At 63.6% G+C, this 15,235-nt stretch carries 14 protein-coding genes; 9 read left to right on the forward strand and 5 right to left on the reverse strand.

Annotated elements, in window-relative coordinates; translation table 11 throughout:
• Positions 1-24: 24 nt before the first annotated feature.
• Complete coding sequence (locus tag EOC94_RS10935; RefSeq protein ID WP_095488019.1) at positions 25-288, forward strand: DUF6460 domain-containing protein; 264 nt, start codon at positions 25-27, stop codon at positions 286-288.
• A 52-nt stretch (positions 289-340) separates the two neighbouring features.
• Here the strand turns inward: EOC94_RS10935 and EOC94_RS10940 are convergent, their stop codons facing one another.
• Complete coding sequence (locus EOC94_RS10940; RefSeq protein ID WP_127203570.1) at positions 341-1,243, reverse strand: histone deacetylase; 903 nt, start codon at positions 1,241-1,243, stop codon at positions 341-343.
• 117 nt (positions 1,244-1,360) lie between these two features.
• Here EOC94_RS10940 and EOC94_RS10945 point away from each other — a divergent pair, with 117 nt between their 5' ends.
• Both EOC94_RS10945 and EOC94_RS10950 read left to right on the forward strand, forming a co-directional pair.
• Positions 1,361-2,698: an MATE family efflux transporter gene (locus tag EOC94_RS10945; protein WP_127290449.1), complete on the forward strand. Its 1,338-nt coding sequence runs from the start codon at positions 1,361-1,363 to the stop codon at positions 2,696-2,698.
• 28 nt (positions 2,699-2,726) lie between these two features.
• The gene (locus EOC94_RS10950) at positions 2,727-3,005 is read left to right on the forward strand and encodes a hypothetical protein (protein WP_095488021.1); all 279 of its coding nucleotides are present in this window, start codon (positions 2,727-2,729) and stop codon (positions 3,003-3,005) included.
• Positions 3,006-3,079: 74 nt separating this feature from the next.
• On the opposite strand, the gene EOC94_RS10955 is transcribed toward EOC94_RS10950, so the two are convergent.
• Positions 3,080-4,156, reverse strand: coding sequence for a quinone-dependent dihydroorotate dehydrogenase (locus EOC94_RS10955; protein ID WP_127290345.1), 1,077 nt, complete (start codon positions 4,154-4,156; stop codon positions 3,080-3,082).
• Entirely contained in the window at positions 4,153-4,503 is a 351-nt protein-coding gene (locus EOC94_RS10960) for a DUF952 domain-containing protein (RefSeq protein WP_164758999.1), read from the reverse strand. The genes EOC94_RS10955 and EOC94_RS10960 overlap by 4 nt, the downstream gene beginning before the upstream one ends.
• Before the next feature lie 109 nt (positions 4,504-4,612).
• On the opposite strand from EOC94_RS10960, the gene EOC94_RS10965 reads away from it, so the two are divergent.
• Both EOC94_RS10965 and EOC94_RS10970 read left to right on the forward strand, forming a co-directional pair.
• Positions 4,613-5,050 (forward strand): hypothetical protein, encoded by a 438-nt coding sequence (locus EOC94_RS10965; RefSeq protein ID WP_126103692.1) that lies wholly within the window; start codon positions 4,613-4,615, stop codon positions 5,048-5,050.
• A 125-nt stretch (positions 5,051-5,175) separates the two neighbouring features.
• Positions 5,176-5,835, forward strand: a complete 660-nt coding sequence (locus EOC94_RS10970) for a response regulator transcription factor (RefSeq protein WP_095488092.1) — start codon at positions 5,176-5,178, stop codon at positions 5,833-5,835.
• Between the two features lie 35 nt (positions 5,836-5,870).
• Here the strand turns inward: EOC94_RS10970 and EOC94_RS10975 are convergent, their stop codons facing one another.
• The gene (locus EOC94_RS10975) at positions 5,871-9,359 is read right to left on the reverse strand and encodes a PAS domain-containing hybrid sensor histidine kinase/response regulator (RefSeq protein ID WP_127290347.1); all 3,489 of its coding nucleotides are present in this window, start codon (positions 9,357-9,359) and stop codon (positions 5,871-5,873) included.
• Between the two features lie 240 nt (positions 9,360-9,599).
• On the opposite strand from EOC94_RS10975, the gene mscL reads away from it, so the two are divergent.
• The gene (gene mscL / locus EOC94_RS10980) at positions 9,600-10,019 is read left to right on the forward strand and encodes a large conductance mechanosensitive channel protein MscL (RefSeq protein ID WP_127290349.1); all 420 of its coding nucleotides are present in this window, start codon (positions 9,600-9,602) and stop codon (positions 10,017-10,019) included.
• Positions 10,020-10,130: 111 nt separating this feature from the next.
• A complete protein-coding gene (locus EOC94_RS10985) occupies positions 10,131-11,297 on the forward strand; it encodes a pyridoxal phosphate-dependent aminotransferase (RefSeq protein WP_127290351.1) in 1,167 nt (388 codons plus the stop codon).
• A 32-nt stretch (positions 11,298-11,329) separates the two neighbouring features.
• Here the strand turns inward: EOC94_RS10985 and hemA are convergent, their stop codons facing one another.
• Positions 11,330-12,607: a 5-aminolevulinate synthase gene (gene hemA / locus EOC94_RS10990; protein ID WP_095488094.1), complete on the reverse strand. Its 1,278-nt coding sequence runs from the start codon at positions 12,605-12,607 to the stop codon at positions 11,330-11,332.
• A gap of 276 nt (positions 12,608-12,883) precedes the next feature.
• Here hemA and galE point away from each other — a divergent pair, with 276 nt between their 5' ends.
• A complete protein-coding gene (galE, locus tag EOC94_RS10995; RefSeq protein ID WP_127290353.1) occupies positions 12,884-13,879 on the forward strand; it encodes a UDP-glucose 4-epimerase GalE in 996 nt (331 codons plus the stop codon).
• 104 nt (positions 13,880-13,983) lie between these two features.
• Entirely contained in the window at positions 13,984-15,234 is a 1,251-nt protein-coding gene (locus EOC94_RS11000; RefSeq protein ID WP_127290355.1) for a D-amino acid dehydrogenase, read from the forward strand.
• The last annotated feature ends 1 nt before the right edge of the window (position 15,235 follow it).

The raw sequence follows: 15,235 nt of genomic DNA on the forward strand, positions 1-15,235 counted from the left end.
GTTAACCGAATCTGGAGACACGCCTTGTCCGCACTGACGCGCTTTCTCGGCGATACGCCGCTCCGGGTGCTTCTGAAGCTGCTGGTGGTATCGTTCCTCGTCGGCCTTGTCATGAACGCTTTCGGCTGGTCGCCGGTGGATGTGCTCTACGGCATCCGGAATTTCTTCGTCGATCTCTGGAATCTGGGCTTCCGCGCCATTGACCGTTTCCTCGGCTACATCCTGCTGGGCGCGGCGATCGTCATTCCGGCCTTCCTCCTGCTCAGGATCGCCAACTACCGGAAATAGGTATGGCCCCGAACCTGCGGTTCGGCAAGGATCATGCTCAATCGGTCAGGCCTCACGCGAAGCCTGATGCCACTTCGAACAGGATGGCATGGCGCGCGGCAAGCGCCGCCACGTCAGTCGAATAGCCGCCGCCGATAACGCCGCAGACCGGGATGCGGAGCGCGCGGAAATGACGGATCACCATGTCGTCACGGGCGCGCAGCCCCTCGTTCGACAGCGATAACCTGCCAAGCCGGTCATCGGCATGGACGTCGACCCCGGCATTGTAGAAAACGATGTCCCAGGGCGCCCTGGCGGTGAGTTCCGGCAGAATGCCGCCCAACCTTTCGAGATAGGCCGCATCGCCGGTGCCGTCGGGCAGGGCGACGTCGAGGTCGGAAGCGATCTTGCGCGCCGGATAGTTACGGTCGCCATGCATGGAAAAGGTGAACACGCGCCGTTCATCGCCCAGAATGTCCGCCGTGCCGTCGCCCTGATGGACGTCGAGATCGACGATCAGGATGTTGCGGGCGGCAGCTTCGGCAAGCAGCACCAGCGAAGCCACGGCAACATCGTTGAAGGTGCAGAAGCCGGCGCCTTGCGCGCGCCGCGCATGATGGCTGCCGCCGGCGGTGTTGCAGGCGATGCCGTTCAGCAACGCCAGCCGCGCCGCCAGCACCGTGCCGCCCGTTGCGAGCTGCGCCCTGAGCGAGACCCGCGGACCCACCGGAAAGCCGATCTCGCGCTCGATCTTTTCAGGCACTTCGCAGGCCAGCACCTGATCGACATACGAGGCGGCATGAGCAAGCTTCAGCCATGATGCCGGCGCCGGCCTGGGCATGCTGAGCGCCTCGGGCCCGGCAAGTCCGCGCGCGCTCAGGGCTTCCATCAGCAATGGGTATTTGCTCATCGGGAAGCGATGGTTGACGGCAAAACCGGCGTCGTAGTCGGGATGATGAACGATCTGCAGTGGCATGAGCGCTCGGTGCGCCAGAAGCGGGTTTCGGTTGACCATGACGCGATGAAAGATTGCGCGGCGTCGGGAAACTGGGGCACATCGGCCATTCGAGCAAGCCGCAATGAGGGTCGGGTCCTGGATCAGGTGTCAGCAACGGCCAACAGACGGTCCTTTGTCGTCACCAACCGCTCGGTGCTCGCCATCGCGGTGCCGATGACGCTGGCCTATCTGACGACGCCGCTGCTCGGCATCGTCGACACCGCGGTGATCGGCCAGTTCGGCGACGCTGCCCTTCTCGGTGGCCTGGCGGCGGGTGCCCTGGTCTTCGACGTCGTCTTCACCTCGTTCAATTTCCTGCGCTCCGGCACCACGGGCCTCGTCGCCCAGGCGCTTGGACGTGGCGACGAACTGGAGGAACAGGCGGTGTTCTGGCGTGCCGTGCTGATCGCGGTCGTTGCCGGCATCGTGCTTGCCGCCCTTGCGCCACTGTTCGCCACCGCCGGACAGTGGTTCATGGATGCCGAGCCGCGCGTCAGCGAAGCGATGGCCGTCTATATCCGCATCAGGCTGCTCGCGGCTCCGTTCTCGCTGATCAACTACGCCATCCTCGGCTATGTGCTGGGGCGCGGCGAGGGCGGGCTGGGACTGATGCTGCAATTGGTGCTGAACGGCATCAACATCGCGCTCTGCATCCTGCTGGGGCTGGAGCTCGGCTGGGGCGTCGCCGGCGTCGCCTGGGCGACCGTCACCGGTGAATTCGTCGCCATGCTGCTCGGCCTGGCAATCGTCATCAGGCGTTTCTGGGCGGCACCCCGGCTGCCGCGCCATCGCGTCTTCGATCTGCCGGCATTCTTGCGCATGGCGTCGCTCAACCGTGACATCATGATCCGGTCGTTCTCGCTGCTCGCTGCCTTCGCGCTATTCACCCGCCAGGGCGCACAATTCGGGACGGTGACACTGGCCGCCAATGCGGTGCTGATGAACTTCTTCCTTATCGCCGGCTATTTCCTCGACGGTTTCGCCACGGTAGCCGAACAGCTCGCCGGGCGGGCCATCGGCGCGCGTGCCGCCATGCAATTCCGGCAGGCGGTGCGGCTGACCCTGTTCTGGGGCTTCGGGCTGGCGGCCACGGCGACGCTTGTCCTTTTGCTGGGCGGTACCGATCTGATCGCCCTGATCACGACGTCACAAGATGTTCGCGCCGTTGCCGACATCTATTTGCCTTGGGCGGCATTCACCGCGCTCAGCGGCGTGCTGGCGTTTCAGATGGATGGGGTCTTCATCGGTGCGACCTGGTCGCGCGATATGCGCAACATGATGCTCTTGTCGTTCCTCGTCTTCAGCGCTGCCCTGCTCATCCTGGCGCCGGCCTTCGGCAATCACGGCCTGTGGGCGGCGCTGCACGTCTTCCTGCTGGTGCGCGGCTTCAGCCTGCTTGCCATTTTGCGCTTGCGGATCCGGGCGGCGTTTTAGGCAGTGTCCTGGTCACATTCGGCACAGGGTGGAAAGCGATCCTATTTTCCACAGGCTCTGGCGTCAGCAGATCGCTTGCACGTCCAGTCGATTTTGTTACGCTTTCCAGCAGCTTGATGCAGCAATTGCTCTGGGGAAAACTGTGCGAAGTTACCTGCCATATGTCTTAGGCGCGGCGCTGGGGCTGCTCGTTGCGTTCATTCTCTCCGCAATTTTTGGTGTCGGCGGAACTGCCCAGTTGCTTCTTTTTGGGTTGTTGCCTGCTATCGGCGGCGCCACCTGCGAGCGGATCGTCAGTCGCAATTGACCCTGAACGAATGAGCGCAAATGGGTCGTGAGCGGATGCATCTCGAACTGAGACACTACGCTTTTTAGAGCAGTTTACAGTTGTTTCGACGCCCAGAAGTCGAGGCGGCGGTCACGCAGATCGCGGACAGATTTGAGCCGCTCTTTTTCCACGAAGCGGATCATTCCGGAAAGAATGCGGCCCGGCAGTGCGGGCCCGGCATAGATCATGCCGGTATAGAGCTGGACGAGATCGGCGCCGGCGCGGATCTTTTCCAGCGCCGTCTCACTGGAATCGACACCGCCGACGCCGATGATGGCGCGGTCCGGGCCAAGCAGTTTGCGCATCTTGGCCAGCACGATGGTCGAGCGCTCGAATAGCGGTTTTCCCGAAAGCCCTCCGGTCTCGCCGGCAAGGCCGGCGCTGCGCAGGCCAGTCCGCGCAATCGTCGTGTTGGAAACGATGACGCCGTCTATTGCCTTGTCGGTGACCTCGGCGGCGATATCCTCGAGCTCGGCCTCGACCAGGTCCGGCGCGATCTTGAGGAAGACCGGCGGCTGCGCGGCCGCTGCCGCCCGTGCGGCCATGACGCGCGACAAGAGCTCGCCGAGCTGCTGGCGCGCCTGCATGTTGCGCAGGCCGGGCGTGTTCGGCGAGGAGATGTTGACCGTCAGATAGGTCGCGTATGGCGCAAACCTGATAACGCCGCGTTCATAGTCACCGACGCGGTCGGCGCTGTCCTTGTTGGCGCCGATATTGACGCCGACGATGCCGGCGCGGCCCTTGCGGGCGGCAAGCCGTTTCTCGGCGCCTTCGTGACCCTCATTGTTGAAGCCCAGCCGATTGATCACCGCTTCGTCCGATGTCAGCCGGAAAATGCGCGGCTTCGGGTTGCCGGCCTGCGGCAGCGGCGTGATCGTGCCGACCTCGGCAAAGCCGAAGCCGAGGCCAAGCAGGGCATCGGGAACCTCGGCGTTCTTGTCGTAGCCGGCAGCCATGCCGAGCGGATTGGGGAAATCGATACCGCAGATGCTGACTTTCAGCCTATCGTCGCGCACCGGTCGCCCGGCCACCGGCAGCCCGCATTTCAGTGCGGCGATCGACAGGCCGTGGGCGGCTTCCGGATCGAATGCGAACAGGAGCCTCTGGCCGAGCCGGTCAAGCACGCTCATTCGGCCTCCAGCGCCGGGAATTGGTGGAGGCCATCGGCGCCCAGCGGCAACGGTTGCACCCAGACGACGGCCTTCAGGTCGAGCGGGCCGTAAAGATGCGGGAACAGCGCGCCGCCGCGCGAAACCTCGTATTTCAGCGCATCACCCAGTTTGGCTCCATCGATCGCGACCAGCAACAGCCCGGTCTGTCCGACGAAGTGTTTTGCAGCCGTTTCCCTGGCCTGCCCGGCGGTGGAAAAATGGATGAAGCCGTCGGCGACGTCGATCGGCGCACCGGTGAAGCGGCCATTTCTTTCGGCCTCGCGCCACAGCGGTTCGGGTACTATCTTGTAGATAATCTGAGACATGATTGCGCTATAGTCCGAACCAACCATGCGGGGAAGGGTGCGCCAGAGTTCTTCCCCATTTCCGGCGCAAACATGCGATAAATTGCGCTACTGGCCCATGGAGGACAATATGCGTCCGCAGCACGTCTTAATCCCCGCAGCGCTCGTCTCGCTCGTCGCGGCGTCGGCCTTTTCCGAGGAAGCGAACCGCTACCGGCTGGAAAAATCGGCCACCGGCTATGTCCGCATGGACACGCAGACCGGTGCGATGTCGATCTGCGAGGAGCGGGCCGGCCAGCTCGTCTGCAAGATGGCGGCCGATGAACGCGCCGCCTTCCAGGACGAGGTCGACCGGCTGCAAAATTCGGTGAAGGCGCTCGACGAGCGCGTCGTCAAGCTCGAGAACTCGCTTGCCGCCCGGTTTGAGTCGACGTTGCCCAGCGAAGAGGATTTCAACAAGACGATGAGCTACATGGAGCGCTTCCTGCGCGGCTTCATGGGTATCGTCAAGGACATGGAAAAGGACAGCGGCGAAGATGGCGCCAAACCCAATTCGCAAAAAACCTGAGCACCGGTCACCGGAAGAAACCCGGCGCATAGTCTTGCCGCTTGAAAATGGCTGATATCGCCGCATAATCGTCGACTGATCCCGTAAGAAGCAGACAATCATCAATGGGATTCGGGGAGGGCCATGTGCCGTCAGGCTACACTTTCGTCATTGCCGACGACCATCCGCTTTTTCGCGGCGCGCTGAGAGAGGCGCTTGCCGGCATCGGCAACGTCGCCGGCATTCACGAGGCCGGCGATTTCGAAAGCGCCAAGGCGCTGGTCGTGGCCAATGAGGAAGTCGATCTGGTGCTGCTCGACCTGTCGATGCCGGGCGCGAGCGGCCTTTCCGGTCTGATCTCGCTGCGCGGCATCCATCCGACGGTGCCGCTGGTGGTGGTATCGGCGCATGATGACCCGGTGACCATCCGGCGCGCGCTCGATCTCGGCGCTTCGGGTTTCATCTCCAAATCGGCCAGCATGGAGGAGATCCGCAGCGCTGTGCAGTCGGTGCTTGCCGGCGACATCGCTGCGCCCACCGGCATCGATCTCGGCGTCGAGCGCGATCCCGAGATCTCCGATCTGATCAAGCGGCTGCAAACGCTGACGCCGCAGCAGACGCGCGTGCTCGGCATGCTGGCCGAAGGGCTGCTCAACAAGCAGATCGCCTACGAACTCGGTGTCTCCGAAGCGACGATCAAGGCGCATGTCTCAGCCATTTTGCAGAAGCTTGGCGTCGACAGCCGCACCCAGGCGGTGATCCTGCTGTCCAAGATCGGCAGCGACCCGCTGCCGGCAGCCATCTGACCTCGGCACCCGGGGTCAACAAAATGTTGTGATCGTTACTCGGCCGCCGACGCCAGTGGCCTTACCCTGGCCATCATCGAGCGCAGCACCGCCGGTTTGAGCGGCTTGTTGATCACCGGCACGTCGAGCCTGGCGGCGGTGGCGCGCACCTCGCTCGATCGGTCGGCAGTGACCAGAACGGCCGGCATGTCCTGGCCGTGGATCGCGCGCAGTTTAGCGATCATTTCGAGACCGGTCTCGCCGTCGAGATGGTAGTCGGCAAGCACGATGTCGGGGCGATGCATGACGGATCTCCCGAGATCCTCAGAGCCGGAAAATGTGTCGACGCTGCAGCCCCAGCCTTCGAGCAGCAGCCGCATGCCGTCGAGGATGCGGGCGTCGTTGTCGATGCAGAGCACGCGGAGCCCGGCAAGCGAAGCTGCGGTGCGGACCGACGCTTTCGCCACGATCTCGCGGCGTGGCTCCTGCGCTGCCGCGACCGGCAGGATGACGGAAAAGCGCGTGCCTTTGCCCGGGTTCGAAAAGATCCGGATTTCGAGGCGCAAGACGCGAGCGATGCGGTCGACGATCGAGAGGCCGAGGCCGAGGCCTTCGGCCTCGCGCGCACCCTCGTCGAGCCGGGTGAATTCGCGGAAGACCGTGTTCAGCTTGTCGCCGGCAATGCCGATGCCGGTATCGATCACCTGTATCTCGACCAGTTCGCCGCGCCGCCGCACCCCGACCAGGACGTGGCCGCGGCGCGTGTATTTGACGGCGTTGGATACGAGGTTCTGGATCAGGCGGCGTAGGAGATTGCGATCCGTCATCACGCTGAGCGACGACGGCACGATCGTCAGGCCGAGCTTCCTCTCGGCGGCAAGCGGCTGGAAGTCGTTGCCGATCTGTCGCAGCAGCTCGTCCAAGCTGAAGACGGTGTCGTCCGGTTTCATCGCGCCGGCATCGAGGCGCGAGATATCGAGCACCGCGCCGAGAATGGTCTCGACCGATTCCAGCGAGGATTCGATGTTGATCGCCGCCTTGCCGGCCCGCCCCTTGCCGGCCTTTTCGATCAGCGACGAGCAATAGAGGCGGGCGGCGTTCAGGGGCTGCAGGATGTCGTGGCCGGCGGCAGCAAGGAAGCGCGTCTTGCCGAGATTGGCCTCCTCGGCCAGCATCTGCGCCTGTGCCAGCTCCTCGTTGACGCGGGTCAGTTCGACGGTGCGGTCCTTGACGCGCTGTTCCAGCGATTCATTGGCGCGCTTGAGCGCCAGATCCTGCTCGACGCGTCCGGAGATGTCGGCATAGGTGGCGACGATGCCGCCGTCCGGCATCGGATTGGAACGCAACTCCAGGATGCGGCCGCTGGTCTTCAGCTCCATCTGCCAGGGGCTGACGAAACTGGTGAGGCGGTTGAGCATCGCCACCCTCTGGTCGGCCGGAATGTCGCCGCGCTCGGCAAGGTAGCGCAGGATGCGATCGAGCGAGACGCCGACCTGGCCCATCTCGTCGGGCAGGTCGAACAGCGCCCGATACTGGCGGTTCCAGCAGATCAGCCGGAAATCCCTGTCGAAGACGGTAATGCCCTGTTCCATCTGGTCGAGCGCGATCTGCAACAGGTCACGATTGTGCTGCAGCGCCTCGGTGGCGTCGTCGAGCAGGCGGAAGGCATCCTTGGATTCGCGGTCGTTGCGGCGCAGCAGCAGCGACAGGATCAGCCGCGCCGAGGAGGAGCCGACGGCACTCGCCAGAAGCTGCTCGGAGAAGCGGATGACGTCCATGCTGGCCTGCTCGTTGCCGTGCAACGAAACGCCACTGCTCTCTTCGAACGTCTGAAAGGACCGCTCGGTACGTTCGACGCCAAGATAACGCGCGATCGTGTCCTTGAGGCCATTGACGGTGACGGTGGTGCGGAAGCGGCGCAGGCTGGGCATCGGGCTCGCCTCGCGCGGCACGAAGATCGACGCCTGGATGCGTTCCAGCGGCACCGACGCGCGCGACAGCGAGCCGAGCACGAAGAACAGGGTGTTGATCGACAGGCTCCACAAGACACCATGGTTCAGCGGCTCGGCGACGGTGCCGAACAGTGCCTGCGGCCGCAACGCTTCGAAACCGAATAGGCCGTGGACGACGATGCCGGTATCGGAGGCGACGAGCGACGGAAGCAGCAGCGTGTAGCCCCAGACGACGATGCCGGCGACCATGCCGAGTGCAGCACCCCTGCCGTTGGCGCCGCGCCAGATCAAACCGCCGATCAATGCCGGCGCGAACTGCGCGATCGCGGCGAAGGACATCAGGCCGATCGAGGAGAGCCGCGCGCTGTCGGTGCTCTCGCGATAGTAGAGGAAGGCGATGAACAGCATGATGAAGATCGCCGCCCGCCGCACGTTGAGAATGAGCGCCGACCAGTCCTCGTTCTCGGAAGTCGTGGTCCTGAGCAGGCGGCGCACGAACAGCGGAATGATGAGGTCGTTGGAGATCATGATCGACAGCGCGACGCTTTCGACAATCACCATTGCGGTCGCCGCGGACAGGCCGCCGATGAAGGCCGCCATCGCCAGCAAATCGTGGCCGCTGAGCAGCGGCAGCGACAAGACGTAGAGGTCGCTGCTGGTCCTGGTGCCGACCAGCGCCAGGCCGGCGAGCGCGATCGGCAGCACAAAAAGGTTGATCGCCACCAGATAGAGCGGAAACACCCATGTCGCGGTGCGCAGCTCGGCCTCGCTGCGGTTTTCGACGATGGTGACGTAGAACTGGCGCGGCAGCATGATGATGGCGAAGCCGCTCAAACATGTCAGCACCAGCCAGGTTGCGAGCGACGTCCTGTAGCCCATCGCTTGCTGAACTTGCGAATTCTCCGCGAGCTTGTCGACCATATCGCCTGGGCCGCCAAAGATCAGGAAGATCACCAGCAGGCCGATCGCCAGGAAAGCGGCCAGCTTGACCACGGTTTCGACCGCCACCGCCAGCACCAGCCCGTCCTGGTGCTCGGTGGCGTCGGCGTGGCGCGTGCCGAACAGCACTGCAAACAGCGCAAGCAGCATGGCAACGACCAGCGAGATGTCACTGACGAACGGATCGAAAGAGGGTGGCGAGCCGGTATAATGCTCGACCATCAGGCTGACCGAGCCGGAAATCGCCTTCAACTGCAGCGCCATATAGGGCACCGCGCCGATCGTCGCGATCAGCGTGGCGATCGCCGCAACAGTGAAACTCTTGCCGTAGCGGGCACCGAGGAAGTCGGCGATCGAGGTGATCTTCTCGGTCTTGGCCAGCCTGACGATGCGATGAAGCAGCGGAAAGCCGAACACGAATACCAGCACCGGTCCGGTATAGATGCCGAGGAATTCGAGGCCGCGCTCGGAGGAAAGGCCGACCGAACCGAAGAAGGTCCAGGAGGTGCAGTAGATCGCCAGGCTGAGCGCATAGATGAAGGGGCGGGCCTGGCCAGGCCCGGATGCCGCCGAGCGCCGGTCGCCGAGGCTGGCGATGACGAACAGCAACGTCACATAGGCTATCGCGATGATGACGATAAACCAGCCCTGCACGGCTTGATAATCCTCCCTTACCGGTTTTGCATCCGGCCTGCTGAGACGCAATCACAGCTTGGCGATCAAGTCCATCGCGGCTTTCGGCGCAGGATGGCTGCGGCTTCGGGAAATTTGGCCGGTGGAAACCAGTCTTTTGCCCATGCTGCAACCGCAGGTTTTTGCTATCTTGCCTGTGGGCCGGTTCCGAAAGGCGCGGGTAGGGCGGCAGCACGGCCCCGTCATGACAAGGAGGGTCGAATGCTGAAAGAATTCCAGGAGTTCATTTCCAGGGGCAATGTGATGGACCTGGCCGTCGGCGTCATCATCGGCGCCGCCTTCGGCAGAATCGTCGATTCCCTGGTCAACGACATCATCATGCCGATCGTGGGCGCGATTTTGGGCGGACTGGACTTCAACAATTACTTCTTCGCCCTGTCCTCTGCCGTCAATGCCACGTCGCTGGCGGATGCCAAGAAACAGGGCGCAGTCTTCGCCTATGGCAGTTTCATCACCGTGGCGCTGAATTTCCTCATCCTCGCCTTTATCATCTTCCTGATGGTCAAGGCGGTGAATAATCTGCGCAGGCGGCTGGAACGGGAAAAGCCCGCCACCCCTGCCGCTCCGCCGGCCGATGTCGCGCTGCTCACCGAAATTCGCGATCTCCTCGCCAGGAAATAATCCAGGGGCAAGATCTCTGGACCAAAACCCCGGTCATTTTCGGCCGGGGTTTTCTGTTTTCGCCTGTCGCAAAACACGCTAGCAGTCCAGAAGACGAAAACGGATCTATCCATGACCCTGATCGAGAATTTGCGCGCCGAGGCCCGGGCAGCGCCGGAAAGCGGCATTGTCGCCGTCATGAACCGCGGCCGCGACCGCGACGGCATGATCCCGCTCTGGGCCGGCGAGGGTGACCTGCCGACGCCCACCTTCATCACCGATGCCGCTGCCCGGGCGCTTGCCGGCGGCGAGACCTTCTATACCTGGCAAAAAGGCATCCCCGAGCTGAGGCAGGCGCTTGCTCGCTATTACGTCAGGCATTTCGGCAAGAGTTTCGCCGAGGAAGAATTCATCGTCACCGGTTCGGGCATGCATGCCATCCAGCTGGCGCTCGACGCCGTCGCCGGCAACGGCGACGAGGTCGTCTATCTGTCGCCGGCCTGGCCGAACTTCGCCGCTGCCGCCAGCCTGGCGGGCGCCATCCCGGTCGCTGTCACGCTCGACCAGTCCGGCAATGGCTGGTCCTGCGACGTCGGCAAGATCGAGGCGGCGATCACGCCAAGGACAAAGGCGCTGTTCGTCAACACGCCGTCCAACCCGACCGGCTGGACCGCCGACAGGGAGACGCTGCAGGCGATCCTCGACCTTGCCCGCGAAAGGGGTCTGTGGATCATCGCCGACGAGATCTATTCGCTGTTCCACTATGGCGACCGTCGCGCGCCGTCCTTCATCGACATCATGGCCGACGAGGATCGCATTCTGTTCGTCAACAGTTTTTCCAAGAACTGGGCGATGACCGGCTGGCGCGTCGGCTGGATCAAGACCCATCCTGCTTTGCAGCAGGTATTCGAGAACCTGGTCCAGTATTCGACCTCTGGCGTCGCCCAGTTCATGCAGCGCGGCGCCGTCGTCGCCCTCGACGAAGGCGACGCCTTCATCGTCGAGCAAGTGGAGCGGGCGAGGGCGGCGCGTGACCTGGTCTGCGGCATCCTGGCTGCGACCGGCAGGGCACGCTTCACCGTGCCGCAAGGCGCGTTCTATCTGTTCTTCGCGATCGACGGCATCACCGATTCACGCGCCGCCGCCTTCGACATCGTCGACCGCGCCAGTGTCGGCCTGGCGCCCGGAACCGCCTTCGGCCCCGGCGGCGAGGCCTTCCTCAGGCTGTGCTTCCACCGCCGCCTCGACCAGCTCGAGGAAGCGGCGCACCGGCTGGCGAAGTGGATGACGAGTGTGTGAGCTGCCTCGAAGCCCGAGTTGAAACCCGGGCTTCAGCCGCCGGACTTCGGCACCAGCAACGGAATGACGCGGTCGCTTTCCCTCACGGCCGGCCGGCCCGCCGAGCCATAGGGTATGCCCAAAGCATCCCAGGTCTCGACGAGAGCATCCTGAAGTTCCGCGATCAGATGATCCGAATGGAACGGCGTCGGAGTGATGCGCAGCCGTTCGGTGCCGCGCGGCACGGTCGGGTAGTTGATCGGCTGGATATAGATGCCGTGGACGCCGAGCAGGCGGTCGCTGGCCATCTTGCAGAGCTCGGGATCGCCGACGAGCAGCGGCACGATGTGGGTAGCGGAGTCCATCACCGGCAGGCCGGCGGCGGTAAGAACCTGCTTGGTCCGTGTCGCCTGGCGCAGCTGCGCGTCGCGTTCGGCCTGCGAGCGCTTCAGATGGCGGATCGACGTGGTCGCCGCGGCGGCGATGGCCGGCGGCAGCGCCGTGGTGAAGATGAAGCCCGGCGCATAGGAGCGCACGGCATCGATCACGGCACTTGTGCCGGTGATATAGCCGCCGAGCGTGCCGAACGCCTTGGCCAGCGTGCCTTCGATGATGTCGATACGGTCGGCCAGCCCTTCACGCTCGGTGATGCCGCCGCCGCGCGGTCCATACATGCCAACGGCGTGGACCTCGTCGATATAGGTCATGGCATTGTAGCGCTCGGCAAGATCGACGATCTGCCTGATCGGCGCGATATCGCCGTCCATCGAATAGACGCTCTCGAAGACGATCAGCTTGGCGCGCTCGCGGCCCGCCGCCTGCAGCAGGCTTTCGAGATGGGCAACGTCATTGTGGCGGAAGATCTTCTTCTCGGCCCCCGAACGCCGCACGCCCTCGATCATCGAGGCGTGGTTGAGTTCGTCCGAGACGATCAGGCAGTTGGGCAGGAGCCGCGCAATAGTCGAGATCGAGGCTTCGTTGGAGACAAAGCCGGAGGTGAAGACGAGTGCGGCTTCCTTGTCGTGCAGGTCGGCCAGTTCCAGTTCAAGCTCGACCAGCGGGTTGCTGGTGCCGGAGATGTTGCGGGTGCCACCGGCGCCAGATCCCATCTTGCCGGCGGCATTCTGCATCGCCGCGATGACGTCTGGATGCTGGCCCATGCCGAGATAGTCGTTGGAGCACCAGACGGTGATTTCCTGGGCGCGGCCGTTGGCGCGCCAGATGGCGCGCGGGAATTTCCCCACGATGCGCTCGAGGTCGGCGAAGATGCGGTAGCGACGCTCTGCATGGAGCTGGTCGATCGCGTCTTCGAAGAAACGCTGATAGTTCATTTCGGCTTCCCAATTTTTGCGTGGGATCATAATCATTGCCCTATTCGACGTCCACTTGGCCTTTTTGGTCAAAATGCCACGCCCCAAGCCTGTTCCTAACGACCACGGATCATGGCCTATTCCCTTGATGTGCATCAATTTTGTTTCAGGACGATGCCACGCGTCGATGAGGCTGGTCACCACAGACACTAATGGTACTAATGGCCTAGTGGCAGCCTTTCCAGTAAGGCGGGTGTTGAGACAGTTTCCGACAAATCTTGAGCAGCGAGGACGCGGATGACGGTTTTGGTGACAGGTGGTGCCGGCTATATCGGCAGCCATATGGTCTGGGAGCTGCTGGATGCCGGCGAAAGCGTCGTCGTCCTCGACCGGCTTTCGACCGGCTTTGAATGGGCGGTGGCGCCAGAGGCAAAGCTCGTCGTCGGCGATGTCGCCGACAAGGAGCTGGTCGGTTCGATCATCCGCGACAACAAGGTCGACGCGATCATCCATTTCGCCGGCTCCATCGTGGTTCCCGAATCGGTCGCCGACCCGCTCGGCTATTACGAGAACAACACCTGCAAGACGCGCACGCTGATCGAGACCGCGGTGCGCGAAGGCGTGCACAATTTCATCTTTTCCTCGACCGCCGCTGTCTATGGCGGCGCCGGGCTGGAACCGGTGCGCGAGGATGCCCGCCTTGCACCGGAATCACCCTACGGGCTGTCCAAGCTGATGAGCGAATGGATGCTGCGCGACGCCGCAATCGCCTATGGCTTGCGCTATACGGCGTTGCGCTATTTCAACGTCGCCGGCGCCGATCCGAAGGGCCGCACCGGCCAGTCGACGCCGGGCGCCACGCATCTGATCAAGGTCGCCGCCGAGACGGCGCTCGGCAAGCGTCCCTTCATGCAGGTGTTCGGCACCGACTATCCGACACCCGACGGCACCTGCATGCGCGACTACATCCATGTCAGCGATCTGGCGGCGGCGCATCGGCTGGCGCTGGAGCGGCTGCGCGCCGGCGGGACGAGCCTCGTCGCCAATTGCGGCTACAGCCACGGCTATTCGGTGCTTGAGGTGATCGACAGCGTGCGCCGCGTCTTCGGTCGTGATTTCGACGTGCGGATGGGCGAGCGCCGTCCGGGCGACGCCGCCGCGGTGGTTGCCAATTCGGAGCTGGCGCGCCGCGAGCTCGGCTGGACCCCGGAACGTGACGACCTCGATCTGATTGTCGCCGACGCGCTCGCCTGGGAGCGCATCCTGACCGGCAAGAATTCGGCGCGGAGCTGAGACCAAGTTCTTAGGCTCGAAAGCTCTACGCAGAAGCGCTATTGAAGGAGCTGCGCGGCGAAGCGTGAACGCATTTGGCCGCGTGTGACCTTTGGGGGGGCGGCATGAGAATATTGGTGCTCGGAGCTGGCGTCGTCGGCACGGCGGCCGCCTATTATCTGGCGAGCGACGGCCACGAGGTGACCGTGATCGAGCGCCACCCGGCAGCGGCGCGCGGCACCAGCCAATCGAATGCCGGGCTGGTCTCGCCAGGCGACGCCACCGCCTGGGCCTCGCCCGCCGCGCTGAAGACGTTCCTGCGCGCGCTTTACAACCATGATCTCGGCATCAAGGTGCGGCTGCGCTTCGATCCCTATTTCTTCGCCTGGAGTCTGCGCTTCCTGCGCCAGTGCACGCAAGCGCGTTTGCGCGCCAACACCGACATCAAGCTGCGCCTTGCGCTCTATTCGCGCGGCTGCATCAACGCCATCTCGGCCGACACCGGCATTCACTATGACGAGCGTAAGAAGGGCATTCTCTATTTCTTCCGCTCGCAGCAGAGTTTTGATACCGGCACCGACAATTACCGCTATCTCGCCGAGCACGGTCTGCCGATCGAGATCGTCGGCCGCGACCGGCTGGTCGAGTTGGAACCTGGGCTCGCCGGAGTGAAGGACAAGATCGCCGGCGGCGTCTATTCGCCGATCGACCAGACCGGCGATTCCAGCCAATTCACCCAAAACCTCGCTGCCTATGCCGCCGAGAAACTCGGCGTTCAATTTCTCTACGGCACATCAGTCGAAGGCCTCGACATCGAAGGCGATCGGGTACGTGCGGTGATGACCTCGGCCGGCCCGGTCGCCGGCGACGCCGTGGTCATATCGATGGGACCGGAAAGCGGGCTGCTCGGTCGCCGCTACGGCATCGATCTGCCGGTCTATCCGGTCAAGGGTTACACCGCGACCGTGCCGCTGGAGGACGAGAGCAAGGGGCCGACCATGGGCGGCGCCGATGAGGATCAGCTCATTGGCTATTCGCGGCTGGGCAATCGGCTGCGGCTTGCTTCGACCGCCGAATTCACCGGCTTCGACCGCACCCACAAGCCGAGCGATTTCGCCGCCATGTTCAGGACCGGCAAGGAGCTTTTCCCGGGTGCCTTCGATGAGAAAAAGGCCGAGCTCTGGGCCGGCTTGCGACCGATGATGCCGAACTCGGTGCCGGTCATCGGCCGGGCGCGCTACAGCAACCTCTACCTCGATACCGGCCACGGCCATGTCGGCTGGACCATGGCCTGCGGCTCCGGAAAATTCCTCGCCGATCTGGTCGCCGGCCGTAACCCGGAGATCGACCCGCAAGGGCTGGTCTACAGGGGCTAAA

It is taken from the genome of Mesorhizobium sp. M6A.T.Ce.TU.016.01.1.1 (assembly GCF_003997065.1).
Taxonomy (GTDB): domain Bacteria; phylum Pseudomonadota; class Alphaproteobacteria; order Rhizobiales; family Rhizobiaceae; genus Mesorhizobium; species Mesorhizobium mediterraneum.

Bases quoted from the DNA above. Each gene is read 5' to 3' on its own strand.
- EOC94_RS10940 (WP_127203570.1), bottom strand. From the start codon at position 1,243: ATGCCACTGCAGATCGTTCATCATCCCGACTACGACGCCGGTTTTGCC.
- EOC94_RS10955 (WP_127290345.1), bottom strand. From the start codon at position 4,156: ATGAGCGTGCTTGACCGGCTCGGCCAGAGGCTCCTGTTCGCATTCGAT.
- EOC94_RS10960 (WP_164758999.1), bottom strand. From the start codon at position 4,503: ATGTCTCAGATTATCTACAAGATAGTACCCGAACCGCTGTGGCGCGAG.
- EOC94_RS10965 (WP_126103692.1), top strand. From the start codon at position 4,613: ATGCGTCCGCAGCACGTCTTAATCCCCGCAGCGCTCGTCTCGCTCGTC.
- mscL (WP_127290349.1), top strand. From the start codon at position 9,600: ATGCTGAAAGAATTCCAGGAGTTCATTTCCAGGGGCAATGTGATGGAC.
- EOC94_RS10985 (WP_127290351.1), top strand. From the start codon at position 10,131: ATGACCCTGATCGAGAATTTGCGCGCCGAGGCCCGGGCAGCGCCGGAA.
- hemA (WP_095488094.1), bottom strand. From the start codon at position 12,607: ATGAACTATCAGCGTTTCTTCGAAGACGCGATCGACCAGCTCCATGCA.
- galE (WP_127290353.1), top strand. From the start codon at position 12,884: ATGACGGTTTTGGTGACAGGTGGTGCCGGCTATATCGGCAGCCATATG.
- EOC94_RS11000 (WP_127290355.1), top strand. From the start codon at position 13,984: ATGAGAATATTGGTGCTCGGAGCTGGCGTCGTCGGCACGGCGGCCGCC.